Annotated in this window: 20 protein-coding genes and 1 tRNA gene; 3 read left to right on the top strand and 18 right to left on the bottom strand. The window is 44.6% G+C overall.

Annotated elements, in window-relative coordinates; translation table 11 throughout:
* Positions 1 to 138: 138 nt before the first annotated feature.
* The 11 genes from cydD to MXE28_RS04960 form a co-directional block, all read right to left on the bottom strand.
* Positions 139 to 3,984, bottom strand: a complete 3,846-nt coding sequence (gene cydD / locus MXE28_RS11640) for a thiol reductant ABC exporter subunit CydD (protein WP_247239883.1) — start codon at positions 3,982 to 3,984, stop codon at positions 139 to 141.
* A gap of 203 nt (positions 3,985 to 4,187) precedes the next feature.
* Entirely contained in the window at positions 4,188 to 4,814 is a 627-nt protein-coding gene (locus tag MXE28_RS05005; RefSeq protein WP_247239882.1) for a PepSY domain-containing protein, read from the bottom strand.
* 155 nt (positions 4,815 to 4,969) lie between these two features.
* The gene (locus MXE28_RS05000; protein ID WP_021841279.1) at positions 4,970 to 6,130 is read right to left on the bottom strand and encodes an AI-2E family transporter; all 1,161 of its coding nucleotides are present in this window, start codon (positions 6,128 to 6,130) and stop codon (positions 4,970 to 4,972) included.
* 28 nt (positions 6,131 to 6,158) lie between these two features.
* Positions 6,159 to 6,947, bottom strand: coding sequence for a hydrogen peroxide-dependent heme synthase (gene hemQ / locus MXE28_RS04995; RefSeq protein WP_021841278.1), 789 nt, complete (start codon positions 6,945 to 6,947; stop codon positions 6,159 to 6,161).
* 95 nt (positions 6,948 to 7,042) lie between these two features.
* Entirely contained in the window at positions 7,043 to 8,419 is a 1,377-nt protein-coding gene (gene hemG / locus MXE28_RS04990; RefSeq protein WP_021841277.1) for a protoporphyrinogen oxidase, read from the bottom strand.
* Positions 8,416 to 9,429 (bottom strand): ferrochelatase, encoded by a 1,014-nt coding sequence (locus MXE28_RS04985; protein ID WP_021841276.1) that lies wholly within the window; start codon positions 9,427 to 9,429, stop codon positions 8,416 to 8,418. Before MXE28_RS04985 ends, hemG begins: the two co-directional genes overlap by 4 nt.
* 8 nt (positions 9,430 to 9,437) lie before the next feature.
* A complete protein-coding gene (hemE, locus tag MXE28_RS04980; RefSeq protein ID WP_021841275.1) occupies positions 9,438 to 10,466 on the bottom strand; it encodes a uroporphyrinogen decarboxylase in 1,029 nt (342 codons plus the stop codon).
* A 32-nt stretch (positions 10,467 to 10,498) separates the two neighbouring features.
* Complete coding sequence (locus MXE28_RS04975) at positions 10,499 to 10,915, bottom strand: DoxX family protein (protein ID WP_247239881.1); 417 nt, start codon at positions 10,913 to 10,915, stop codon at positions 10,499 to 10,501.
* A 31-nt stretch (positions 10,916 to 10,946) separates the two neighbouring features.
* On the bottom strand, positions 10,947 to 11,594 hold the full coding sequence (locus MXE28_RS04970) for a hypothetical protein (protein WP_021841273.1): 648 nt from the start codon (positions 11,592 to 11,594) through the stop codon (positions 10,947 to 10,949).
* A gap of 185 nt (positions 11,595 to 11,779) precedes the next feature.
* On the bottom strand, positions 11,780 to 13,450 hold the full coding sequence (locus tag MXE28_RS04965) for a glutamine--tRNA ligase/YqeY domain fusion protein (RefSeq protein WP_021841272.1): 1,671 nt from the start codon (positions 13,448 to 13,450) through the stop codon (positions 11,780 to 11,782).
* A gap of 149 nt (positions 13,451 to 13,599) precedes the next feature.
* Entirely contained in the window at positions 13,600 to 14,577 is a 978-nt protein-coding gene (locus MXE28_RS04960; RefSeq protein WP_247239880.1) for a D-glycerate dehydrogenase, read from the bottom strand.
* A gap of 419 nt (positions 14,578 to 14,996) precedes the next feature.
* Here MXE28_RS04960 and MXE28_RS04955 point away from each other — a divergent pair, with 419 nt between their 5' ends.
* Together MXE28_RS04955 and MXE28_RS04950 are read left to right on the top strand one after the other, a co-directional pair.
* Positions 14,997 to 15,401 carry a hypothetical protein gene (locus MXE28_RS04955; RefSeq protein ID WP_127058403.1) on the top strand — a complete coding sequence of 135 codons (405 nt, stop codon included), beginning with the start codon at positions 14,997 to 14,999 and terminating at the stop codon, positions 15,399 to 15,401.
* A 197-nt stretch (positions 15,402 to 15,598) separates the two neighbouring features.
* Positions 15,599 to 16,528: a fumarylacetoacetate hydrolase family protein gene (locus MXE28_RS04950; RefSeq protein WP_021841269.1), complete on the top strand. Its 930-nt coding sequence runs from the start codon at positions 15,599 to 15,601 to the stop codon at positions 16,526 to 16,528.
* A gap of 273 nt (positions 16,529 to 16,801) precedes the next feature.
* Here the strand turns inward: MXE28_RS04950 and MXE28_RS04945 are convergent, their stop codons facing one another.
* The 7 genes from MXE28_RS04945 to thrC all read right to left on the bottom strand — a co-directional run bounded on the left by MXE28_RS04945 (position 16,802) and on the right by thrC (position 25,403).
* Entirely contained in the window at positions 16,802 to 17,638 is an 837-nt protein-coding gene (locus MXE28_RS04945; RefSeq protein WP_226974027.1) for a nucleotidyl transferase AbiEii/AbiGii toxin family protein, read from the bottom strand.
* An 8-nt stretch (positions 17,639 to 17,646) separates the two neighbouring features.
* Complete coding sequence (locus MXE28_RS04940) at positions 17,647 to 18,237, bottom strand: type IV toxin-antitoxin system AbiEi family antitoxin domain-containing protein (RefSeq protein ID WP_247239879.1); 591 nt, start codon at positions 18,235 to 18,237, stop codon at positions 17,647 to 17,649.
* Between the two features lie 102 nt (positions 18,238 to 18,339).
* Positions 18,340 to 19,581, bottom strand: coding sequence for a protein kinase (locus MXE28_RS04935; RefSeq protein WP_226974026.1), 1,242 nt, complete (start codon positions 19,579 to 19,581; stop codon positions 18,340 to 18,342).
* 98 nt (positions 19,582 to 19,679) lie between these two features.
* Complete coding sequence (gnd, locus tag MXE28_RS04930) at positions 19,680 to 21,110, bottom strand: decarboxylating NADP(+)-dependent phosphogluconate dehydrogenase (RefSeq protein WP_021841265.1); 1,431 nt, start codon at positions 21,108 to 21,110, stop codon at positions 19,680 to 19,682.
* The gene (locus MXE28_RS04925; RefSeq protein WP_226974025.1) at positions 21,100 to 22,920 is read right to left on the bottom strand and encodes an AAA family ATPase; all 1,821 of its coding nucleotides are present in this window, start codon (positions 22,918 to 22,920) and stop codon (positions 21,100 to 21,102) included. The genes gnd and MXE28_RS04925 overlap by 11 nt, the downstream gene beginning before the upstream one ends.
* Positions 22,921 to 22,944: 24 nt before the next feature.
* Positions 22,945 to 23,799, bottom strand: coding sequence for a DMT family transporter (locus MXE28_RS11635; protein ID WP_021841263.1), 855 nt, complete (start codon positions 23,797 to 23,799; stop codon positions 22,945 to 22,947).
* A 104-nt stretch (positions 23,800 to 23,903) separates the two neighbouring features.
* A complete protein-coding gene (thrC, locus tag MXE28_RS04915; protein WP_021841262.1) occupies positions 23,904 to 25,403 on the bottom strand; it encodes a threonine synthase in 1,500 nt (499 codons plus the stop codon).
* 325 nt (positions 25,404 to 25,728) lie between these two features.
* Here thrC and MXE28_RS04910 point away from each other — a divergent pair.
* Positions 25,729 to 25,804: transfer RNA gene (locus MXE28_RS04910), tRNA-Lys, on the top strand.
* Positions 25,805 to 25,912: the final 108 nt, after the last annotated feature.

The following is a 25,912-nucleotide window of genomic DNA, read 5'->3' as shown; positions in this document are numbered from 1 at the left end:
ACCGACCCCCAGTTTAACTGGGGGTTTTGTCATGCCTATTCGGCGTACAAAAAAATGACTGCCAAGCCCTTTCGAGCCGGCAGTCACAAATTTATCCCCCGGATATCATGGATACCCTGTCTGCTATTTTGCAAAGTGTTAAACAGTTTCCATGGATAGCTTGCGATACGCATAAAAGGCACCGCGTTTTGCCATCAATTCATCATAGGAGCCGTCTTCTACAACCTGACCGTTTTCTAAGAATAGAATTCGATCCATCTTCTCCAAACCGCCCAGATGGTGAGTAATATAGATGACTGTTTTATCCTTCATCAAGGTGTACAAGGAGTTCTGTATATCTTGGCGGACCAATTGATCGAGCCCTTCCAACGGTTCATCGAGCAACAAAATCGGACTGTTGCGGAGCCACAAACGAGCGAGTGCAATACGCTGACGCTGCCCGCCGCTCACACCGCTGCCGCCACTTCCGATAATTGTCTTAAGACCGTTTGGCAACGTATTAACCCAATCGGTTAAGGCGGCGAATTCAATAGCTTTCACCATTTCCTCAGCCGTTGCTCGCGGTTTAGCCAGGCGAATATTATCTTCCACCGATGCATGGAATAAATAGGTATCCTGCGTCAAGGCACCATAGTATTCACGAGCCTCAGCCAAAGACAGCGATTTAAGCTCCTTGGCGCCCAACGAAATCCGGCCTTCGTAATCGTAGAACCGTTCCAACATAGTAAGGAGCGTCGTTTTGCCGGAGCCGCTCGGCCCTACTACGGCTACTTTTTCACCCGGTTTGATATGAAGTGATAAATTCTCATATATATATGGCTCGCCCTCGTCATAGCGGAAGCTTACCTTATCAAAATTAATGCCCAAAGATGGCGAGCCCACTTTAACAGACTCAGCCGAAGCCACCGACTGAATCACCTCATTTTGAGCGTCCGAATCGGCACTCTCAGCCGTCACCATCGATTCCTTAACAGCCGGAGCCTGCTCCGCCAATTGAACCAATCGTTTCATGGCGGCTAAACTTTCACGACCATGATACCAGGCAATAGTCAGCGGTGCCAAGGCTTCAAAATAGGATTGCAAGGCAATGGCCACTACGGCGATGAAAATCCCTTCCTCCTGACTGCCGTTAGCAAGCGGAATCATGATGAGCGCCCCCAGCACCATCGTTAATTGGGTGAGCCCCAAGAAGAGCGTATCGCCGATATTGGTACCGCGATGAACGATATGCTGAGCCGACGTCAAATCGTTAAACTGACGATCCACCAAGGCCGTCACACGCGGTTCCTGCTTGTACGTTATGATATCCATGATGCCCGCCAAGCTTTCCACCACCGTATCCTTTATACCGCTGCGATATACGAGAGCTGCATCCGTAGCCAGCGCATTATGACGATACACAATAAACGGAATCACCACGGCCCCCAAGATAAAGACAATCGCCAATAGCCACACCAGCTGATAGCTGAACTGGGCCAAGAAGTAAAAGCCGATAACAGTTAATAAGACAGCCCCCGCAGGCGGAATAATAACACGCAAATAGAAGAATTGGAGTGTCTCGATGTCCGCCATGATGCGGCCTAAAATATCACCGGAACCGAGTCGATGCAACGCAGCCGGCATCAACGGCTCCAGCTTTTTATAAAACCATACGCGTAAACCGTAGAGTCCTTGGAAGGCCATATGATGCGATACATAGCGCTCAATATAACGGCATACGGCGCGACTGATACCGAAGAAGCGCACCCCTACAATAGAGAGGCTTAAAGCCGCCAATTCAGGGCGTAGCGCCGCCGACGTGATAAGCCAAGCCGACGTTGTCAAAAGGCCGACGTTCATGAATACCGTCAAGAAGGAGAATAATAAGCTGAGCCATAGGGAATTACGCGCAGGCCCTAATACGGCAAATAACCGACTTAGCGAATTCCATGTCGATATATTCTGCGTAGGCTCGCTGACTTCAATATGCGATGCCCCCGGTGCCGCATGGGCGGCAATCACCGGATGGACAGCTTTTTCAATATCAACATTAGGCTTAGTGTGACTATTCCCTATAGCATCGGCTGTCCCTACGGCAGTCTCTGTAGCTCCGGCTAGGGCAGTCTCTGTAGCTCCGGCTACGGCAGTCTCTGTAGCTCCGGCTAGGGCAGCCTCTGTAACTCCGGCTACAGCACTCTCTGCAGCTCCGTTATGACCCACGCCGTCGGAAGTAACATCAGCGGTGCCTCCCACGCCCGCTTTGACGAGTTCGCTGAAGTAGCCGTCAGCCGCTACCAACTCATCAAAAGATCCTCTTTCAACGATATGCCCCTGTTTTAACACCAATAAAGTATCGGCCCAACGCATAGTCTGCAAGCGATGCCCGATGAGAAGCACAATCTTATTCGCCATCAATCGTTCCAGGGCTTTTGCCAAACTCTGTTCCGTCGCCACATCAAGATGGGCCGTTACTTCGTCCAGCACGATAAGCGGTGATTGTTTAATAAAAGCACGAGCGATGGCAATACGCTGGCGTTGCCCGCCGGATAAACCGAGGCCCCCTTCACCCAGCATTGTATCAAGGCCATGAGGCAAGGAATTTACAAACGCTTCCGCTTCCGCATCACGAACGGCTGCCCATACTTCATCATCCGATACAGGCTGTCCAAAGGTAATATTCTCACGCAACGTACCACGGAATAAATGGGGTTGTTGCGGCACAAACGTCACTTGATCACGCCAAAAATCCGCCTCCATGTCAAGCAAGTTCACGCCGTCTACTACAATTTCACCCTTTGTCGGTTGCATGAGACGCAAAAGCAAATGAGCGAGTGTACTCTTGCCGGCACCACTGCCGCCGACCAGCATGGCTTTCTCGCCGCGGCGCAAAGTGAAATTAATATTTTCAACCGCATACGTGACAGCCGCTTTTTCAGATGAAACCTCGCCCTCATTGGCATTAAGTTCTTGATGCGACGTCGCGCCGTACGCATAAGACAGCTCTTTAAACTCTACCGTATTAAGCGCCGCCGCTGTAACTGTGCCGGACTCAGGTTCTTCAATAGGCAAGGCTAAGAATGTATCAATTTTGGCAAGACTTACCTGACCCGCCATACCGGTATGGAAGGCGGCCCCCAACTGACGAAGGGGAGCGTAAAACTCAGGCGCCAAAAGCAATACGAAAAATGCCGGCAAGAAAGTTTCATGGCCGTAAAGCAAGGCCATCCCCATGTACACAGCGATTAACGCCGTACTGATAGTGCTGACTAACTCAAGCACCAAGGCGGACAAAAAGGCCACGCGCAAAACGCGCAAAGTAGAATCTCTAAATTCTGCGGACAGACGGGCGATGACGTCTACCTGTTCTTCGGAACGACCGAAGAGTTTAAGCGTCACAATACCTTGGAGGACATCCAAGAAATGACCGCTCAGAAAACTCATACGCTCCCACTGTTCTTTATTCATAGCCTCCGCTTTTTTACCGATTAAAATCATAAAAAACGGAATGAGCGGGAATGTAATGAGTAAGATAATAGCAACCCACGGTGCCGCATCAATGATGGCAATGGCCATAATGAGCGGAATCATCATGGCATACAGCATCTGTGGCACATAACGGGCTATGTAGGCTTCTACGCTTTCCAGACCATCCGTCATTAAATGAACCACGTCACCGTGCCGTTCACCGGTAAAGGACCCTAAACGCAATAAATGATGCCAAATTTTTTGGCGCAAATCTTGTTTGGCCAGCTCCGCCAAACTGCCTGCCGTTTGTTCCTGGCAATACGTTGCCACCATGCGAAGCACGACGGATGCTATAAGCCAAATCACCGTAGACCAGACTTCGTCCAACGGCAAACCTTCAAAAAATGTTTTTTCGATCAACACCGCAAAGAACCATGCCTGACCGACAATGCCCAAGGTGCCTAATAAACTGAATACCCCTAATCCTATAGCCTTTCCCTTAAACCGAATTAACTCTTCACGAGCGGTTTTGACTATCACAGAAGCCTCCTAAAACAACAATAAATACAATAATATGCCGCTAATATAAAGCCGCTGCAAACGGTGATTACAAACACCATAAAGTCGATTGTAAAAATCATAACGTTGATTGCAAAAGCCATAAACGACCATCATAAAAGCCACAAGCGGTATATAAAAGAAAAATGCACATTATACAATGTGCACTTTCAGCTTTATAACTATTATTCACCCCACAAGATGAAACCGTCATCCTCTTCATCAGGGATGATTACTTTCTCAGGTAATGTTCTGGTAATAATATCACCGGACACAGCGTCGATGATTACACCCTGTTGAACTAAGCCGTCTGTTTCATCATTGTGATAAATAGTAACTTCGTATTGAACTTTGCCGTTATCAGCTTCCAATTTCCAACCTTTACTGATAGCATTGCCACCGATGTTGGCAACAGCAATGGATTCAGCTTTCTTAGGATCAATAACATTGTTAGGATTGAAGACTTTATTCGGAATGTCTTTTTCTTTTTTATCCGATTTTTCTTTAATAACATTGCCCGTAATTACGTCAACTTGGATTGTATACGTATTTTTGAGCGTATAACCGGTAACTTCATAATAGAAGCGACCGCGATCCGGTTTTAACGTAATGGAGTGAACAGCCGAATTCGGATACTTAGCCAAGAACACACCGGCTACTTGACGCATGGATAATACCATGGACTGTACGGATCCTTCCATTCTGATTGACGGATTCACATCCGCTGCTGCTACCGTTTGAGGCATAGCCACCGCTACAGCACTTACAGCCATAGCACCGGCCAATAAACCGGCAAAAGACTTCTTTTTCATACAATAACCTCCTAAAATATGCTGCTTCCCCTAATGCTATCTGAATAACTGTCAAAGTCAACATATTCCGTTTTAATAATGTAAGATTAAACCTGCATATTACTTCAATTGTCCTTTAAGTATACCATGTTTACTCAGGCATACTCAATAAAAATCTACTTATCCTCGTCTTCCACTTTTTTTACCGTCGCCTTGTAAGAAAATGCCTTATGAGCCAAACGCTGGTCCACATCTTCTTTTACCAATTTATAAACGGTAGCTGCCAACGGCACGCTCAATAAAATGCCCGGCACACCGTACAAGGTACCGCCGATGGTAATAGCGGCAAATACCCAAATGCCCGGTAAGCCTACGGAACTGCCCACGATGCGCGGATAAATGACATTGCCTTCAATCTGTTGCATAACCACGAGGACGATAATAAAAATTAACGCATCCATGGTACTCACCGATAACAACATCACGAGGCCCATAAAGCCGCCGATATACGCCCCCAAGAGCGGCACCAAAGCGGTAAGCCCGATTACACAGCCGATTGTCATGGCATAAGGAACGGATAATACGGCAAGGCCGGCCCCGACCATGACGCCCAGAATTAAAGCATCGAGGAACTGACCGATAAAGAAACTACTGAACACCTGACTGGCCGTGCGCCATACGTGAACCATGTTTTTAATATGATGGTCTTTGCCGTAAGCACGGGCCAAGCGGCCCATCTGACGGCGCAGCACTTCTTTGTCAAGCAATACATAAATGGCAAAAATTAAGCCGATAACAAAGTTAAACACCATTTCAACGGTGTCACTCATTGTTTTTACAATGTAGCGACCGCTATCCGCCCCAATTTGGCGCAACTGTTCCACCGTCTTATCCGATTGAATAGAATCCATGACACCGGACGACGAAAGATACGGCGTGTTTTCAATAAAACGACTCACCCACTCAGACGATTGCTGATACAAAGCCGGCAAGGCCTGCACAATAATGCCCAAGGAATGAACGAGTTGCGGTATCGCCATGTAGCCTACGAGGAAAATAGCCAACAATATGGTAAAAATAGCCAAGACAACACAAACCGGTCGTCTGGTACTATGCTTCCAACCGCTTTCGGCAGATGGAAAATAAATCTTCTCAAAGCGCTTCACAATAATATTGAGGACGAACGCAATGAGCACACCCCAAACCAACGGCATGACTGCATCCAGCCCAATTTTAAATGAAGTCAGTACCGAATCAAACTTAATAGTGAACAGAAATACTAAACCGCCTAAAATAATCAGGCTGATACTCGATTTATATTTCTTGAAAAAGCCCATACACTATTGCTCCCTATTAAAACAATTCTTAAGCAAACAAAGTATCCAAACGGTCTTCGTCAAGTAAAGTCCCTACCGTGAACGGACCGAACATACCGAAACGGGCACTTACTTCATCAAAACGCATTTCGTTAACGATTTTTTTGAACTGAACCGCATCATCGGACATGAGCGTAATACCCCATTCCCAATCATCGAGACCACAGGCGCCGGTAGTAAACTCTTTAATCGTTTCTTCGTATTTTTTACCGATTTGACCATGAGAACGCATCATGCGACCGCGTTCCGCTCGGTCCGTCATGTACCAGTTATCTTCTAAGTTGCGGCGTTTGCTCATTGGATAGAAGCACATATATTTTAAACGAGGAATATGTGGGTACAAACGAGCTTGAACCTTCGGATGATTAATGTCGGTTTTCATGTAGTTGCTTACTTCAATAACCGATACGAAAGAAGCAGTCGGTTCCAAAACGGCGCCGATAGCCAATTTACGAAGGGTAATTTCCTTCGCCGTAACTTCTTCCAAAGTCGGCTGCAAGAACCAAATCATGATGTCCCCTTTGCCGCCCGCTACATTGTACAACGCATAGCTGGAAGTTTCCGCTTCATGACCGGCTTCCAATTCAGCGATAAATGCTTTGAATTCAGCTAAAGCTTTAATCTGACGTTCCGTATCCCAGGACTGCCATTTTTCAAAATTAATTTTGTATGTAGCGTGAATACTGAACCAACCTTCATAGGTCAAAACCGCTTTTTCATCAACACTCATGTCGTTCTGACTCATAGCGCCGGGATGTCCCATATGCTGTTCACTCATTGTAAATTCCTCCTTTTAAAAAATTATTTATGTTCATTCACTAAATAGTATGTATTGTCATTCTGTAAATGTTATTTATCTTCATTTACACAATGTTAGTTATCTTCATTCACCAAATGTTGTACCAAATCATGAGCCTGACGCACACCATCCGGCATGCCCACGCCATCAAACGGCGTACCGATCATGTGAAGGCCGGGATACGCTTTAGCGGCGTAGTCCTTAAGGCGCGCTACCAAATCGCGATGACCCACTTTATACTGCGGCATGCTCTTATCGAGACGAGTCAGTTCAACCCATAATGGTTTGGCGCTAAATTTCATGATACGCTGAATTTCCTTAACAGCCAATTCTTTTAAAGCCTCACCATCGAATTGCTGCACCGTATTATCCCCCGGTTTGCCCATGAACACGCGCAATACGACTTTGTCCTGCGGTGTCGTCTGAGGCCACTTAGCGGTGATATAAGTGCAAGCCGTAAGCGGTGTATCCGTCTTACGGGTAATTACAAAACCGGTCCCATCCAGCGGCGCATCAAAAGTCGCGCGGTCAAAACCCATTACGGCGATGGCACAAGTAGATAAGTCCATATTCATTAATTCGCCAAAATGAGCATCATCCGCAAACCACTTTTTGTAACTCTGCGGTGGGGTGGTAATAACTACTTCTTCGTAAGGGGTCTTCACCGTACCGCCTAAGACATAACCGTCTTTTACTTTTTCAATAGACGTTACAGGCGTACTCTTATGAAGCGTTACATTGGCCGGCATTTGCGCCACCAATTCATCAATAATCGATTCCAAACCACCGGTAAGCTGACGGAATTGACCGCTCGGTTTTACATTCGTTGCGGCTCGTTGCTTGCGCGCTGCCAACATACCTTTAACCATATTGCCATGTTTGCGCTCCAAACTGTGGAATTCCGGGAATGTCGCATCGAGGCTCAACTCATAAATATCGCCGCCGTAAATCCCCGACAACAATGGCTCGATAAGTTTATCCATCATTTCATTGCCCAAGTGATATTTGAAAAAATCGCCTATGGACACATCCCCATCCGTCGGATAAGGGCTTTTGAAAATATCCTGCATAGCGCGGATTTTACCGGACCATGACAACAAAGTAGATTTGGCAAAAGGCACAAACTCTGTAGGAATCCCTACAATGGAGCCCCCCGGTATAGGGAACATACTGCCTCTGTCATAGATGAAAGCCTGACCGGTAGCATTGGTAACCAGCGTATCGCCCAGCCCCAATTCATTGATTAAATCCGTCATAGCCTGCTTACGGGCTAAATAGGAATCAGGCCCCACTTCCACTACATAACCGTCCACACGTTTCGTTTTAATTTTACCGCCAAATCGCTGTTCTTCTTCGAACACATCAATCTGCCAGTCCGGCTTAGCTCGGCCCAAATAGTAGGCCGTCGAAAGGCCCGTCAGACCACCGCCAATCACCGCTACTCGACTCATTCTGTCACCTCATCTTCTAAAGGTAAATGTCGTACCGCCTGCGCCATGGCTTTTACAAAAAGCGCATCCGTATTCGGCATCGGTACGCGCTTGTAGGCAACCCCAAGCTCATCGCAAAGAGCTCTACAAGCAATATCATTATCATATAATATTTCCAAATGGTCACATACGAACCCGATAGGTACATACACAACCGCTTTCACATTATCTCTCGCCACGACTTTGCGAGTCACCGTTGCCACATCCGGCGTCAACCAGTCACCGCGTACACCGGCACTTTGCCAAGCCATTTCATAAGTCCTAAGACCTACGGATGCAGCAATGCGCTTAGCCGTAGCTTGAACAGCTTCCGGATAGGTGTCACCCATGTGAATTACGTGGTACGGCAAACTGTGGGCCGTAAAGATTACGCCGACCTCAGCCGGATTTGTTGTTTCCGCCGGAATGGCTGTTTCAACCGAATTCGTTATGTCCGACGAATTTGATGAATCTGTCCGACGCAATAGGCCTACGGTTTCCGCCAGCGTCGTTTCCAACGCCTGATGCCAATAGGCCAGGAACTCCGGTTCTTCATTCCAGGCCGCCACTTCCCGAATTTCCATTTGATAACGAGCCGCCCGTCGTTTGGCTCGTTCAAAATAGGAAGCCGTCGCAAAGAGTGAAAAATACGGCGCCATCACAATAGCCACCGCCTTCGTGATACCCGCTTCACCCATGGCCGTCACCGCATCTTCAATAAATGGCGGCATATGCTTATGGCCGATATATAATTCATAGCTTACATCATCGCTATGCTCGTTAAGCTGCTTAGCTAATAATTCCGCTTGCCCTTCGGTTAAAGCCCCCAGGGGCGACAAACCGCCGATGGCTTCATAGCGTTTTTTCAAAACCGCTACTTCCGCCTCCGTCGGTGCATAACCGCGGCGAATGCTTGTATAATAAGGCATCAAATCGGCTTCAGCGGTTGGTGTGCCGTAATCCATCACCAATAACCCGATTCGCTCTTTCATTCCGTCCCTCATCGCGCCGTCACTTCATGCACATAGGACACGATGCGCTTCAATACATCCGGATTAGCTTCCGGCACAACCCCATGGCCCAGGTTAAAAATATGACGACCATGTTCCTTACCTTCCGCCAAGATGCGATCGATTTCGCCCTGAATCACCGGCCAATCCGCAAATAAATAGGCCGGATCCAAATTGCCCTGCACCGCCTGCGTAATCCCCATAGCTTTCGCATCGGCAATCGGCGAACGCCAATCAAGGCCGATTACATCAACCGGCAATTGGCGCCACAACGGCAATAAGTGATACGTCCCTACGCCGAACATGGTGATTGGCGTAGTCGGGAACTTAGTCTTTAAGGCCGTAATTAACTCTTTCATAAACGGATAAATGCGGGCTTCGTATTCGCGCGCACTCACGGCACCTACCCAAGAATCAAAAATCTGGATGGCGGCGGCACCTGCTTCGATTTGCGCACCTAAATAGACAATGCTCATGGCTGTCAATTTTTCCATCAACGCATCCCACAAATCAGGACGCGTCACGAGCATTTGCCGCGTTTTCTGATACGTCTTCGAAGGGCCCCCTTCCAGCATGTAACTGGCTAAAGTAAACGGGGCCCCGCCAAAACCGATGAGCGGCACCTTAAGTTGCTCTTTCGTCAGAATACGAATTGTTTCCAACACATGAGGCAAGGACTCCGCCATATCGAGAGCGCCGATAGCGGCAATATCTTCCGCCGTGCGAATCGGATTGCCGATAACCGGACCAATGCCGGACTTGAGCTCTACCTCCACCCCGATAGGCACCAAAGGAGTCATAATATCTTTATACAAGATAGCAGCATCTACATTATATTCTTCAACGGGCAAGCGCGTAATATAAGCGCAAAGCTCCGGTTGTTGTGTTATTTCGAACAAGGAATATTTTTCCTTAATACGGCGATATTCGGCTTGGCTGCGGCCTGCTTGCCGCATAAACCATACGGGGCAATGAGACGTTTCTTCCCCGCGTATCATTTGTAAGTATGTCGAATTCATAAGGTATCTTCTTTCCTTTGTTATACGCAATTTTATCGTTTGGTAAAGGCACTATCTACACTGTAGCGGCCCGGACCTGCGATAAAGAGCATAATGGCGCCGAACATCATCTGTGAAGGATAATCACATCTAAAAAATCCGGCGTCCCATGCGGCTGCAGTCGCAATGAATAAAGTGAATGCAATCAATAGCGCGCCGAGACGTGTCAAAAAGCCCAAAATAAGAAGAAATCCGCCTAAAAGTTCTGCCCCGGCCGCGGCCATACCGAGCAACAAAAAACCGTCCGGTACACCGAATTGAGCCGTCGTATGACCGATGGCATATAAATTTTGCTCACCACCGGCAAATTTGAAATATCCGTGAGCCATCATGGATAAACCGAATACGATGCGATAAAACAACAATCCGAAATCATGATAGCGAAATAAATTATGAAATAGCATATTCATTCTGCTTCGTTATTCTCCTTATTTGCTGACTTTATTTGATTACTTTGGCGTAGCCGTTAACAATCGGCCACAAGGTATCATCATCGGCACTGTTAAGAGCGATGACGCGAACACTCGGTCCGAAATATAAATTATCGTACAAAACTACATGAAGGGTTTCACCGTAAATTACAGTGCTTACCATATTGTCAAAACGCAAAGTACCGGTATAGGTACCGTTTTTCTGCAAAGTTAACGGTTCGATGACACGATACTGTTGGAATACATTTTGGCCGCCTTCATTGATTAATTCGGCCAATTCCGGCAATACGGAATCTTCTTGTTTGTCTTTATTTTTCGTACTGAAAGAAAAGACCGGCATTTCACTTTCAATGCCCAAAGTACGAAGGCCCTGTTCACCAAGACGAATATCCGCTACGATGCCGTAGCTGAACACATTGTCTTTTTTATAACGCAATTGGTACACATCGGCACTCAATACGCCGCGATTCAACAAGTACTGCTGAATATCCTCACTGTTCGTAAATAAAGCTTTTTCCGAACCGGCCGACAAGGTAACATTCGTCGGTGCCTTAATATCTTTAATAGCTGTAGTGGCCGGTGTGGCCGCCTGCACAGCACTCCCCACACTAAAGGTAAGCGCCAACACAGCCGCTGCACACCAAGTAGTTAGTTTCATGCACAACTCCTTTTTGCTGACTGACTATTCTGACTCTTCTGCTTAACTGCTAACAGTCCGGCAACAAGGCCGGACCGACTAGCATATTACTGTAAATTAATCTCAATAACTACCGGCTAACGATGAGCTTACTCCTGCTAACGGTTAGCTTATTCCTGCTAACAGTTAACTTATTCCGGCTAACATTAACCTTTTTTCTGTGCTTTCGCCCAGCTGTCACGCAGGCCCACAATACGGTTCATCACAATATGTTCAGGGGTGCTGTCCAAATCGGTTACGAAATACCCCTGACGCAAGAACTGGAAGTGGTCGCCCGGTTTCGTCGTTTTGAAAGCCGGTTCCCCTTTACCCTGCATTACTACCAAGGAATTTGGATTAAGCTGTTCTAAGAAATCTTTGCTTTCCCATTCTTCTTCAGGTTTTAAGAGATAATCGTACAAGCGAATTTCCATGTCCACCGCCGTGGAGGCTTCCACCCAGTGCAAGGTGCCTTTTACTTTACGCTGGCAACCGCTGCCGCTGCGGCTTTCCGGATCATAGGTACAATGAATTTCTTTAATAGAGCCGTCTTCGTTTTTAATGACTTCATCGCACATAACGATGTAAGCACCTTTGAGACGAACTTCTTTGCCCGGGGTCATGCGGAAGAATTTTTTCACCGGAACTTCCATGAAATCGTCCTGTTCAATGTAGATTTCACGACCGAACGGAACTTCACGAGTACCCATAGCTTCATTTTCCGGATTGTTTTCAATGGTCATCATTTCCGTCTGACCTTCCGGATAGTTAGTAATAACCACTTTTACCGGGTTAATAACCGCCATCTGACGCGGTGCTTTCATCTTCAAATCTTCACGAATACAGAATTCGAGAAGCGCAATATCTACCACACTATCCGCTTTAGCTACACCGATGCGCTGACAGAAATCGCGAATCGAAGCCGGTGTATAACCGCGACGACGCAAACCGGAAATGGTAGGCATACGCGGATCGTCCCAGCCGCTTACGAGATTCTTTTCAACAAGCTGACGCAATTTACGTTTACTCATGACCATGTTGGTAACATTTAAGCGAGCAAATTCAATCTGCTGAGGTTTTTCCGTATCCGGCCAATCTTCAAGAACCCAATTGTAAAGCGGACGATGCACTTCAAATTCCAAAGTACATACGGAATGGGTGATACGTTCAATCGCATCTTCTACAGGGTGAGCAAAGTCATACATCGGATAAATGCACCATTTGTCGCCCGTGCGATGATGTTCCGCATGCATAATACGATACAATACTGGGTCACGCATTACGATGTTTGGCGAAGCCATATCAATTTTGGCACGAAGCACTTTTTCACCGTCTTTATACTTGCCTTCCTTCATTTCTTCAAAAAGACGCAAGTTTTCTTCTACCGGACGGTCACGATATGGGCTGTTGGTGCCCGGCGTACCGAAATCGCCGCGAGTTTCTTTAATCTGTTCCGGCGTCTGATCATCCACATAGGCTTTGCCTTTTTTAATCAATTCTTTCGCATATTCATACATGGTGTCAAAGTAGTCGGACGCAAAATATTCGCGGTCGTCCCAATCAAAACCGAGCCATTTTACATCGGCTTCAATGGATTTCACATATTCCACTTCTTCTTTGGACGGATTGGTGTCATCAAAACGAAGGTTCGTAAGACCGTTATAGTCATTGCCCAAGCCGAAGTTTAAGCAAATCGACTTAGCATGGCCGATGTGAAGATAGCCATTCGGTTCCGGTGGGAAACGAGTATGCACACGTTTGCCGTACTTACCGGATTCGTTATCTTTATTTATAATCGCCTCTATAAAATTAACTGTTTCATTATTTGGAGTTTCCAACAACAATCATCCTCTCTGCGACTTAATGTCCGTTTATTTACATCTCTTTATTTTATCATAAATAGAGACTTATTGATAGCTAAAGTCCGACCGCAACGGACTTCGTATCGAAGTGGCCAAACAATAGTATCGAAGCGGTCAAACACTAATTACCCCTTATAGTTTACTTCCTTATTTACGCATGTTTTAAGCGGTTTTCCCTGCAAGCCCAGAATAATGTTATCGGCCGTAAGCATAGCCATGTCACGACGGGTACGGTCTGTGAAGGAGCCAATGTGCGGTACCACCAGCACTTTACCGGTCTGCAAAAGCGGATGATCAGCCGGTAACGGTTCCGGATCCGTTACATCCAAAGCGGCATAGTCGATTTCCCCTTCATTAAGAGCCCACACGAGCGCATCGGTGTCCACGATTATACCGCGGCCCACATTGACAAACAGCGCATCATTTTTCATCTTTTTGAACGCCTCTTTGTCAAACATGTGATACGTTTCCGGCGTTAACGGAGCCATAACGAGGACCACATCGCTTTCGGCCAAGAGTGTATCGCGATCACGGTATTCAACCATGTATAAATGCTCATCCGCACGTTTATGACGATTGTTGTAAATAACGGTCATACCGAACGCCCGGGCACGGCGCGAAATGGAAATCCCGATGGCGCCAAGTCCGATAATCCCCAAAGTCGAACGACTTAAATCTTTACCTTTAATATTGGACGGACGTTGTGCCCACATACCGCTTTTGACAAAATCCGCATTTTCCACAATGCGACGGCTCGCCGCTGCCACAAGCGTAAAGGCCAATTCGGCTACCGATTCGGTCAAAACGTCAGGTGTATTGCCGTAAGGAATCTGACGGGCCGTCAAATCATCCACCGTCACATTATCGTAGCCCACCGAAGCTTGCGCGATAACTTTTAAATTCGGTGCATCGGCGATTAAATCGGCATCTACTTTGACAGTATTAATACTCCAGAGAGCATCGGCCTCCTTGAGCCATTCTTTCAAAGTTTCACGGGGCATTGGCGTCTTTTCCGTCCATTGCTTAATCGTCACATGTTCACCTAAATAGGCAAGCGCATCTTTACGAACCAAACCTGGTACAACTACAACTGGTTTACTCATTTGTGTCAACCTCCCGGACATATATAAAATCATTTGTATGTAAAAAATCTAAAACTTCGAAGAGTTATAAAAACTCTAAAAGCTGTTGCAACATATCTGAAAAAAACAGCCGAATTGTCAATCAAGTAAATTGATATCATCTCTCTCTTATTATATACAATTTGAGGCCATAGATAAAACAAAATCATAGATATTTTTAAATAAATAAATCTTTTGGTACTTTAGAATATTTTAATTGCTTTTTCATGGTAAAAAAATATCTCCTTTGTGCTCATGTTTTTCAGGAATATTACAACTATTTACTTTATCTATTCATCAATCTATGTTATAGTTAACTTATCGATAAATACAAACAATTAATCATTCTCCCAAGCTCGTCAATTACGTATTGTGAATTTATTTGAAAAGAGGAACTTCCTATGGCATATATCGACGCATTAACTGAACAAGAAGTTACACTACGTGATTTTAAATCTGTATTAAATCGACTCATGACCAATTACAATCCAAAGAAACCGGTTACGATTACCATCGAAGAAGACGGTGAATCACGTACATTTTCATTAGTACCGAAACGTACGCGCCGGCGCTCAAACGGTGAGGCATTTGCCATTAAGGAAATCCCGTTTGAAACGTTGGAAGAACCAAAAGAACCGGGTACTTACATGGCCATTGATACGTTTAATATTGCTGAAAACACACCGATTCCGTTTGTATACGGCTTGTATGTAGATTTTGACGGCATTCGGGATTTACGCTTTTTTAACGACCGTGCCAGTTGTCAAAAATGGCTTAACAAGAAGATCAAATTACTTGAAAAATAGGCGATGTATATAAAACTGTTTGATAAATATTCTAATGGATTCACCCGGCTTGAAATCCATTAAATTAGTTTTAAGCACATCGTATTTATTTAATATAAGCTCTTTTATATCGAAAAAAATATATTTATAATATTTACATGATTGTATAAAAACCGGCTTAGGTCGGTCATGAATCAGCATTACACTTGGGAGGACTTATGAAAATCGCAACCTTTACAACGCCATCCGGCTTCCGCCAATGGGGCGTTATCGACGACGAATCACAAACTATTCTCGGCAGTGCCGATTTGGAAGAAGCATACTTCTCCTTCCTACCGGAAACGATTGAAGAGCTCATCAGCTTAGGTGACGAAGGCGTGTTATTATTAGCTACAGCTTTGGAAAAACACAATGAATCACCTGTAGCCGTGCCTTACAATCTCAGCGATGTAACCATCGATACACCGTTCAGCCCACATCGCAACATTATCTGCGTGGGCAAAAACTACCGCGAACACATCGTTGAATTCGACAAAACGGCCGACGAACCGGAGTTCCCTATTTTCTTCAGTAAATTACCGACAGCCGTAACCGGCCCTAACCGCGTAATTCCGTTGCATCCGAATGCAACTTCACAAGTGGATTACGAAGGCGAACTGGCCATCATCATCGGCAAACGAGCCAGCAACATTCCGGAAGATGAAGTATATGATCACATCTTCGGTTACACCATTGTAAACGATGTAACGGCACGCGATTTACAGCGTCGTCACAATCAGTGGTTCTTAGGTAAAAGCCTGGACGGCTTCTGCCCAATGGGCCCTGCCATTTTAATCGGCAACAAACAACCGCGCGACTTTGAAATTCGCACCTATGTTAACGACGAACTTCGCCAATCGGGCTCCACAGAAGATTTAATCTTTTCCATCCCGACCTTGGTTAGCACCTTAAGCCGCGGCATCACCTTGGAACCGGGCGACATCATCGCCACCGGTACGCCATCGGGTGTAGGCGTCGGTTTCGAACCACCTCGCTTCTTGCAGGAAGACGATCTCGTATCCATCACCGTACCGGGCATCGGTACCTTATCTAACACCGTAAAACGATCCGCACCGATTACGGAAATCGAAGATTACGAAGATTTCTAAGACAAGAACTAAACAAAAGGGCTGCAACGAAATATCCCCCTAAGTCATTAACTTGACGCTTATAGCTTATTGCGTTAAGATATACATAAGACGAGCCGTCATAGTGATTAGTACCGCTAGGCTCATCTCTGGTGAAAATAGGAAATTGAGAAATAGCCTAGTCGTTACTTAACGATTAGGTCATTTTTCATGCAGAATTAAGACCACTAAGGTAGATAACTAAAAAATAAATTAAACAAGGTACTGTAACGAATTGATTTTTTATTCAATTCGTTACAGTACCTTTTCTTTATCCATTATAGTTTTTATCAAATCACATATATCATCAAATATTATATGCTGTGCATAGCTATACTCATATTGATATATCTCCCAACGTTTTTGCATTTCTTTACTATGTTTAACAGAATCCAAAATGTTAGGATAATCAGAAAAAATAAACACCGAATTTCTTCTCGTTGCCGTTTTATGTATTGCCTCAAATAATACTGAAAAATCAATCCGTTCCTCAAAGAGTTTTAAAAGTAAAAAGACATCGTAATAATCTCTCGGTCTTGTGCTCTGATCACCTCTGGATAATATGGTTTCAATTTTTTCTGCCAATACAGTAACAAAGCTATACGCCAAAATTGAGATACTTCTATTCTCAAATAATAATGGATATGAGTATTTAATCTCCTTCGGGCTGATACTATCACCGGTTGTAATATCTATTTTTAAATCTACAGCTAATTTCGAATTAGCATATTCTCCTTTTAAGGCTGCTCTATAACCAGCATAATCATCCGTTTCCCGTATTTCCTTAATTGAACTCAACACAAATGCAACTTCATCATTAAGCTGTATATCAATTATCTCTGATATCATAGATTCTATACTTTTTTGAGTAACTGGATATCCTTTAATTGTTGCATCCATATCCATTGTTGATCGTGCTGATAAACCGGCAATAGAAGCAATCAAAAATCCGCCCTTAAGAATAAACTTATCTTTATAAGATGATAAAGACATTCGTTCTAAAAATCGTTCTAACATAAAGTTTTGTAAAATAGATTGAGCTGTTATCTGTTTTTCCTTCGCAACTTTTTTGATTAATGCTTTAAATTTCATAACATTACTCATTGCAATACCTCTAAATAAGGTCTAATTCTCTTATCCACTTTTAATATTTTGGCATAAAATGACAATAAGGGAATATTTTTAGACTTACTACTCATATATTGTTTGAAGGCATCTGTTATCACTTGAATTTCAACTCTATTAGTGACTTTCACAATATCACAAAGTGTTCTCTCAATATTATACGCTCTGACCAAATTACCTGATGGACTAGTCACCTCTTCAACACCTAACTCAAATACATCTTTCTTTACTTTATTGCATCTAAACCCACTTCTAATGGGGGCCGATGTATTATAACCTTCAGGAAATGTAAACTGTAATTGCATTGGTGTTCTATCTGTAAAACCATGTAAATACAAAGCTGTCCCTAATGAAAAAAATCCTCTTTTATAGCTAACTTGTGCGTTTAAAAACTCATCTTCCCATGCTTCCGGCAACGTATATACACCACGAGATACTTTCTCTAATTTATTATCCTTAACAAGTTGCGATAAATAATTTCTCGATAAATTGGCTTCTGAAACCATAGAGGAAGTAACAATACCATTATTTTCATAGGCCATTTTTATTACAGCACTTTTACTCATATAGCTCCCCCCTTAAAACAAAATAACTTTCTTGCTCTAATTATATAAATTTAGAGCAAGAAAGTCAAACCATGCCCGTATTTAATTTTAAATAAAGCCATCTTAACCGAGTTCTTTCGCCATCGCATCAATACGTCCTAATAAAGTCTGAATCAACCCGGGCACTTTTCGCTCGAGCACTACCACGACTTCCCTACTCGTATCAACCGCCTCAAAGCGTGCCATCACTTCAATTAATCTTTTTTCAAAAATATCCGGCACTGCCGCTTTCAATGCAGCATAATCGATATCATGAACCCCTGTTACATAAGTAAGTTCACGGTCATGAGTACCGTTTTCAGCAAACGCTTTAGACAAATTATATGGTGCCGGCTGTGCTTCATAATCACCACTAAAAGAGTTATATGCAAAGGTTCGGCCATTATCAAAAATAGGCGCCAGACCTATAAACTCAAGTGTCTCACTGTTCCGTAAGATACCGAAATTCCCCCAATGACGATCATCGTTCATTGTCAGATAATCAATAATAATCATTTCTTCCAGCTGCTTACGAATTTCATCCGTTACGGCACAACCATTTTGTCGTAGAAATTCCAAATAATTATCTAACCCGTTTAAATGATTGGTTCTGGATTTTTCCAATTGCCAAGCCGGTATAAACTCGATGGACGCCGTCGTGAACGCATCACAAGCGGATACGACCGAGCCACCGAATGTTCCCAAACGATACAACACATGGTTAAAACCCAGTACATCTAATAAATCGGAAACCACCGCTTCATTAAAAGGCTCCTGCATAAACGGCTGATTACCTGTTTTATATAGAACCGGCGATTCATCTGTATGCAACCACATCTGCGGTAAAGTACCGTTATTCGAAGTATTCGGCGTATGACTATGAAACGAAATCAGCGTTCTATCGCCAATCTGTTTTTTCAACGTCGTCAAAGATGAGATAAATATCGAATCATCTTCAAATGAATTATCATAGAAGTTTACATCAGCCCAAGTTACTTTACTGTCGGCCGGTTTAATCCAATAATGATCGGACACGCTAAGCATATAGGAGCGCAAGGATAGTTCCAGCGAGGAATCACTGTCAAAGTAATCCTTAATGGCACTGATATTGGGCCGTTCTTTAGGAATAACTCGATGATCCAAAAATTTATTCAAATTATATTCGTAGCCACGGAAGTTATCAATCATATATGGTGGCAAATGAGCAATACTTAACACTTCATTAACCTGTGCCCAAAGCATCATATTATCAAAAGAAAATAAAATACAGGGCACATCCTTATGCATTAATAAACATGTGCTATCCATAAATTTATTATGCTTCATGATGTGCCCCTTTCGTGCAAGTTTTATTCAATTCAAACGAAGCCTAAAATATCTAATAAGAGCATTCGTGTAACGACAAACTTAACCCACCAAAAATTTTATTTCCCTTCCAATTCAGCTTCCCATTCGGTATGGAAAATACCGTCTTGGTCAACACGTTCATACGTATGTGCACCGAAGAAGTCGCGCTGCGCCTGAATCATGTTAGCGGACAAATTGGCACGACGATAGCTGTCGTAGTAATCAAGGGATGCGGAGAACGCCGGAGTCGGAATGCCGAAACGTTTGGCTTCGATAATCGCTTCACGCCATTTAGCCTGATGCTGTTCGATGGCTTCAATGAAGAACGGATCGAGAAGCAAGTTGGTAAGTTCCGGATTGCGTTCGAACGCTTTTTTAATATCTTCCAAGAATACGGCACGAATGATACAACCACCACGCCATAAGAGCGCCATATCACCAAAGTTGATATTCCAGTTGTATTCTTTGGCTGCTGCTTTAATCAACGCAAAGCCCTGTGCGTAAGAACAGATTTTGGATGCATACAATGCGGAATGAATAGCATCAATAAAGGCTTTTTTGTCGCCTTTGTATTCCCCTTCAGGACCTTTGAGCATCTTAGCCGCTTCCACGCGTTCCGTTTTGTAAGCCGACATGCCGCGCGCAAATACAGCTTCCGCGATAGTCGGAATTGGTACTCCTAAATCAAGGGCTTCCTGGCTCGTCCATTTACCGGTACCCTTTTGGCCCGCTTTGTCGAGGATTTTTTCCAATAAAGGCTCGCCCGTTTCTTTGTCACGTACGCGCAAGATTTTAGACGTGATTTCGATTAAATAAGAATCGAGTACGCCTTTATTCCATTCGGTGAACACTTCGGCCATTTCTTCGGCACTCATGTGGAGCAACTCTTTCATCATGAAATACGCTTCGGAGATGAGCTGCATATCGCCGTATTCGATACCGTTGTGCACCATTTTTACATAGTGACCGGCACCGTCATCACCAACATAGCTGCAGCAAGGACCGTCAGCCACCTGAGCGGCGATGGACGTGAAAATTTTTTCCACTTCTTTATAGGACGTTTCGTTACCGCCCGGCATGAGGCTTGGACCGTTAAGAGCCCCTTCTTCCCCGCCGGATACGCCAACGCCTAATAAGCGGAAGCCTTTAGCTTCGAGTTCCTGGCTGCGGCGACGCGTATCTTTGAAATACGAGTTACCGCCATCGATTAAGATGTCGCCTTTATCCAAATATGGCAAGAACGCTTCAATCATGTCATCTACCGGTTGGCCAGCTTTTACGAGGAACATGATTTTGCGAGGTTTAGCGAGCATGTTAACGAGTTCTTCAGGGCTGTGAGCGCCGCCGATGTTGCCTTCGTGACCGAATTTTTGCAAAAACTCATCCGTTTTCTGCGGCGTACGGTTATAAACAGCAATGCTAAAACCTTTGTGTGCCACATTACGCGCTAAGTTTTGACCCATAACGGCCAAACCGACTAAACCGAATTCATATGTCTTATTTTCCATATTTCGTCTCCTCTGCCACAGCCAGCCAGGCGTCCTGTTGTTGCGCCAGCTGCTGTGCTTTTTTTATAACTTTTACAAACGCAGGGGGAATATCCTCCCGCTCTTTTATATTATACGCAATACACTTGCCGATAGTAATTCCTTTTTGAAAAAACAGCCAACTGAAGTAATACACTTCCAATAGGTGTTCTTCCCGATTCGGAATCGAATTTAATTTGCGTTCGTGAAACGCCCGGTTCACCAGACCTTGAGCTGACTCATTTTGCGACTTGGCGTACTTAATCAGCTTATCCACCCCTTGGGTGATGGCTTTTTTGGACACCAGCTGTGAACCGCCTTCAAGACTGACTACCATGCGCACAATATTATCCAAAACGGACCGTTGGCGCCGGCGAATCAAGTGACTGACCAAATCATATTCATAGCAAATTGTATCCGTGAAATATACTTGCTTTTTACCCGCCCGTACGTCGGTACGCACATCCCTATCATATAGGGCAATGACGGGAATGTCAAAACGATTAAATAATTCAGCCAATCGGCTGATAGACCCTTGGCCGCGGGCATTGATAAGCCCGATGCCGTAAAAGTCGAGCGGAATACCGAGCGTTTTGGCAAACTGCCGAAAACTACTGTACTCTGTTTCGCCCTCTACTATCATAACACAACGTGTATAGAGGGCCTCTTTGACCGCTGAAAAATAAGCAATCAAATGTTCTTCCGCCTCCGACGACACTTCAAAGGTCACCCCGCAGGCAATCTTCAACGACCCCGACGGCTGGCGATAAAAGCGAATAATCTGCCGATAATCATCGGACAAAACTTCCGCCGAATGGGTAACGATAAAGACCTGGCCTAAAATACCGTCAATGCCGAACACATCTTTTAAGATGCGCAAAAATCCGATATTCTCATTGGCCATCATTTCTTTAAAATAATCTACCATGGCCCGCTGCATGAGCGGGTTCAAATGGGTTTCTACTTCATCGAGGCTGATAGCCAGCGGTAAATACCGTTTTCCCTTCATCACGACAATACGCGACTCGAGGCGATTTTGTTTTTTCAAACGAAAAATCTTCTGCACCAAGCGAAATACCACCATGGCCACGAGGCGTAGCGCATCAGGCGTATAAAAGCCGGCATAACGCTCGCTCTTATCAATTTTCGTATGCGTCATGGATCCTCGTTCCATAAGCGGCCATTGCGTCAACTGAGCCAATACAATAATCATGTAAATCGGCAAATGAGGCATGACCATTTGAAACTGCCGAATGCGCAGCGCAATGAGCGACATAGACTTCGTGACGGGCGAATCTTTTTTACAAATCGCCACATCGAGGGCCTCGCCCAACAAATCGCGGAGCTCTTCGTAAAAGGACTCCTCCTTCGTGTCGAAAGAATAAATGCCAATATCCTTCAAGGCAAAATAGGCCATGTAAGTGAGCGTTTTAAGCGGTACCGACCGCCGTGCCGTCGTAGTCAACACCTCATAAAGACGCGGCTTCGTCGCTACATTCACCTGCTCCCACTCGAGCAGAATACGACCGTTTTTAACCGCCTTAATCAATAAGGGAGGCAACTCTTCGTGCGGCGTCACCACGATTTCAAGGCGAACCTTGACGGGTTTTACGATATCAAAAAAATCCCCTTCCACCAGCCTTCTGCCGGATGTCATGATCTGAATCAAGGCCAACAAATTAGACTTCCCAATCGAGTTTTCACCAATCAGATAATTACAATGCTCGTGAAAACTCAACTTCGTTTGATTCAAGTTACGAAAATTCTCAATTTCCAAAGTTGCTAAGTACATATCGGCACCTACCTTTGTTAGGGCTTATACTTTGACGTGTTGCTCTTTTAAACGAGCAATCATAACCGATGCGACAAACATCATAATACCGGCCAAGACCGTCAGCCACGATAAGGTTTCGTCAAAAATCACAAAGCCCCACATGGCGTTGAAGAATACGCCGATATATTGTAAAAATTGTGCCACAACTGCATTGGTGGCCACAAATGCACCGGTTAGGAAGAATTGGGCAAATACGGAAATCCCGCCGATAATCCCAAGGATTACCCATTGCCGCAAATCAGGCCATACAAAATCAGGTCCCATCAAGATACCACCGACAATCATGGTGGTCACTAAGAAATAAAACATAATCTCATAATTACTGTGATGTCCCACTTGGCTGAGCTTGCGAATCGTAGTGTAGGCAGCGGCCGCAAAGGCAGCACCGGCGATGGCGTAGAGCGAATACCAATGGAACTCACTAAACGACCAAGGCTTAATCATAAGGCAAACAGCCGCCAAAATCAAAAGAAGCCATTTACCGGCCCCTTTCGGAACTGACTCTTTCAAATAGAGTGTGCTAAAAATAAACACGAAAATGCCGGACAACTGAAATAAAATCGCCGCGTCGGCCAACTTCATGTACGCCAAAGCAATAAAGTTACACAAGTTGCCTAAACCGCCGAAAATCCCGCGAACCGTAAGCATCCCGCGATTTTCCGTGGAAAAGGCAATGCCCTTGACCCGCATATAGATAAGGACTGCCACCGTGCCGATGAGGCCGCGGAAAAAGGTAATCTCCGCCGCCGGCATGGCTTGCCCCAGCATTTTTACAAATAAATTCATGATACTAAACGCCAAAGCGGATGCAATGGCATAGAAAAAAGCTTGTCTCACGTTGTCACTACTTTCTTAATGTATTACTACTATTTTGATTGCTATATAGTATCAACCAACAACTTATATCGTTAATAAGTAGGATGCGTCTGACTCAATATAGCTTATTTTTTAAAAGTATCGACAAAAGCAAGTATTTCTTTCCCCATTGATTCTTTATCAATGACTTTGGTAAAACGCAATTCCTTCGCCTGCAAAGCAGCCAGTTGTTTCGGGAACGCCACGCCCGTCACCGCACTGATGTGCTCAAGGCTTTCATATGGCGTATCGCCGGTCTGAATTTCCAAGGCTTCGCAAATCGGATTCGGGAACTTGAACGGATGGGCCGTCGCCGCAATCACCGTATGACGGCCACCATCTTCCGGATGCGCCTGCAATTCCTTCATGTAGGCCCCCATGGCCACCGCCGTGTGCGGATCCAACAAATAACCGTAGGAGTTATAAACCTGCGCAATGACAGCTTTCGTTTCTTCGTCGGAAACAAATTGACCGCTGAAATCCTTCTGAATGCGCTGTAACTCTTCGGCCGTTACCGACAAGGAACCGTTTTGTTTTAAATCCTTCATGCGGCTGTTGGTGGCTTCGTAATCCTCGCCGCTCACATAATATAAGAAGCGTTCAAAGTTGGAACTTTCCAAAATATCCATGGACGGTGAAATGGTCGTGTAGAATTCACGCTTCATATCATAGGTGCCCGTTTTGAAAAAGTCCGTCAACACATTATTACGATTGGAAGCACAAATCAACTTACCGATTGGCACACCCATCTTTTTCGCATAATAAGCGGCCAAAATATTGCCGAAGTTGCCGGTAGGGACCACCACATTAAACACTTCATCGCGATGAATAGCACCCTGGTTTACAAGTTCTGCATAGGCTGCCACATAGTAAACCACCTGCGGTGCCAAACGACCGACATTAATGGAGTTGGCACTGGAGAAACGAACTCCCTTAGCCGCCACTTTTTCAGCCATCGATTCGTCCACAAAGAGGCGTTTTAAAAATTGCTGCGCATCGTCAAAGTTACCGCGAATAGCCGTTACATTAACATTATCGCCCTCTTGTTTCTGCATCTGTTCTTGCTGCATCGGACTCACGCCATCGGTCGGATAAAAAACCTGAATGTGAGTGCCCGGCACATCTTTAAAACCTTCCAGCGCCGCTTTACCGGTGTCACCGGAAGTGGCCGTCAAAATAAGCACCTCATCCGTTTCTTTTTCCGCTTCTTTGGCGGCTACCAACAAATACGGGAACAAGGACAATGCCATATCCTTAAACGCCTGCGTACGTCCGTGGAACAATTCGAGCACCGATAAACGTTCCAAAATAGAATGCAACGGTGCAATTTCAGGCGTACTGAAATTTGCTTTGCTGTAAGCCGACGCAATCATGGAACGTAATTCCGCTTCATCAAAAGTTGTGAAAAGATTTTTTAATACGGTATACGCAATGTCCTCGTAGGATTTCTCCGCCACCATGTCATAAGTCAGACAGCGTTCCGGAAATAAGGCCGGCACATATAGACCCCCGTCACTTGCCAAGCCATGGAGCAATGCATACGTTTCACTTACCGTTTCTTCACTTCGTGTACTTCGATACTTCATCTCTCTACCCTCATACTTCTACTAATCTAAAATAATAATAGAAAATTTCTCTATTACTTCTTTCAATTAATTATACCGAAAATACACATTTTTTTCTACCTACCAACAGCGACGCTTTCCCCCTTAATTACGGCACCGTTATAAGTTATTACATTATTTTTACAAAATGTTGTAAAAAATAAAAATCTCCCGGCCCCTAAAAATAAACGAATATCGGAAACTTTTAAAAGCTTATGTTTTCTTTAAATTTTACATAATTTTTAAACTTTACTGCTATAAGGGTTTACATTTCGAAACAATAAGTATATAATAGCTATGTTGTTATGGACCACTAGCTCAGCTGGCAGAGCACCTGACTCTTAATCAGGGTGTCCAGGGTTCGAACCCCTGGTGGTCCACCATTTTTATGTCCAAAATTTGATATATTGCACTTAAAATCAAATAAAGAGCGATAGTAATACTAATCCCGGTGATCCGGCTATAGTTAGTACTATCGCTCTTTTTAATTA

Source organism: Veillonella sp. KGMB01456 (genome assembly GCF_023051165.1).
In the GTDB taxonomy this organism is placed as follows: domain Bacteria; phylum Bacillota; class Negativicutes; order Veillonellales; family Veillonellaceae; genus Veillonella_A.
The sequence above is the reverse complement of the archived record's forward strand: the minus strand, read 5'-3'. Positions and strand labels throughout refer to the sequence as shown.

Bases quoted from the DNA above. Each gene is read 5' to 3' on its own strand.
- MXE28_RS05005 (WP_247239882.1), bottom strand. From the start codon at position 4,814: ATGAAAAAGAAGTCTTTTGCCGGTTTATTGGCCGGTGCTATGGCTGTA.
- MXE28_RS05000 (WP_021841279.1), bottom strand. From the start codon at position 6,130: ATGGGCTTTTTCAAGAAATATAAATCGAGTATCAGCCTGATTATTTTA.
- hemQ (WP_021841278.1), bottom strand. From the start codon at position 6,947: ATGAGTGAACAGCATATGGGACATCCCGGCGCTATGAGTCAGAACGAC.
- hemG (WP_021841277.1), bottom strand. From the start codon at position 8,419: ATGAGTCGAGTAGCGGTGATTGGCGGTGGTCTGACGGGCCTTTCGACG.
- MXE28_RS04985 (WP_021841276.1), bottom strand. From the start codon at position 9,429: ATGAAAGAGCGAATCGGGTTATTGGTGATGGATTACGGCACACCAACC.
- hemE (WP_021841275.1), bottom strand. From the start codon at position 10,466: ATGAATTCGACATACTTACAAATGATACGCGGGGAAGAAACGTCTCAT.
- MXE28_RS04975 (WP_247239881.1), bottom strand. From the start codon at position 10,915: ATGAATATGCTATTTCATAATTTATTTCGCTATCATGATTTCGGATTG.
- MXE28_RS04970 (WP_021841273.1), bottom strand. From the start codon at position 11,594: ATGAAACTAACTACTTGGTGTGCAGCGGCTGTGTTGGCGCTTACCTTT.
- MXE28_RS04960 (WP_247239880.1), bottom strand. From the start codon at position 14,577: ATGAGTAAACCAGTTGTAGTTGTACCAGGTTTGGTTCGTAAAGATGCG.
- MXE28_RS04955 (WP_127058403.1), top strand. From the start codon at position 14,997: ATGGCATATATCGACGCATTAACTGAACAAGAAGTTACACTACGTGAT.
- MXE28_RS04950 (WP_021841269.1), top strand. From the start codon at position 15,599: ATGAAAATCGCAACCTTTACAACGCCATCCGGCTTCCGCCAATGGGGC.
- MXE28_RS04945 (WP_226974027.1), bottom strand. From the start codon at position 17,638: ATGAAATTTAAAGCATTAATCAAAAAAGTTGCGAAGGAAAAACAGATA.
- MXE28_RS04940 (WP_247239879.1), bottom strand. From the start codon at position 18,237: ATGAGTAAAAGTGCTGTAATAAAAATGGCCTATGAAAATAATGGTATT.
- MXE28_RS04935 (WP_226974026.1), bottom strand. From the start codon at position 19,581: ATGAAGCATAATAAATTTATGGATAGCACATGTTTATTAATGCATAAG.
- gnd (WP_021841265.1), bottom strand. From the start codon at position 21,110: ATGGAAAATAAGACATATGAATTCGGTTTAGTCGGTTTGGCCGTTATG.
- MXE28_RS04925 (WP_226974025.1), bottom strand. From the start codon at position 22,920: ATGTACTTAGCAACTTTGGAAATTGAGAATTTTCGTAACTTGAATCAA.
- thrC (WP_021841262.1), bottom strand. From the start codon at position 25,403: ATGAAGTATCGAAGTACACGAAGTGAAGAAACGGTAAGTGAAACGTAT.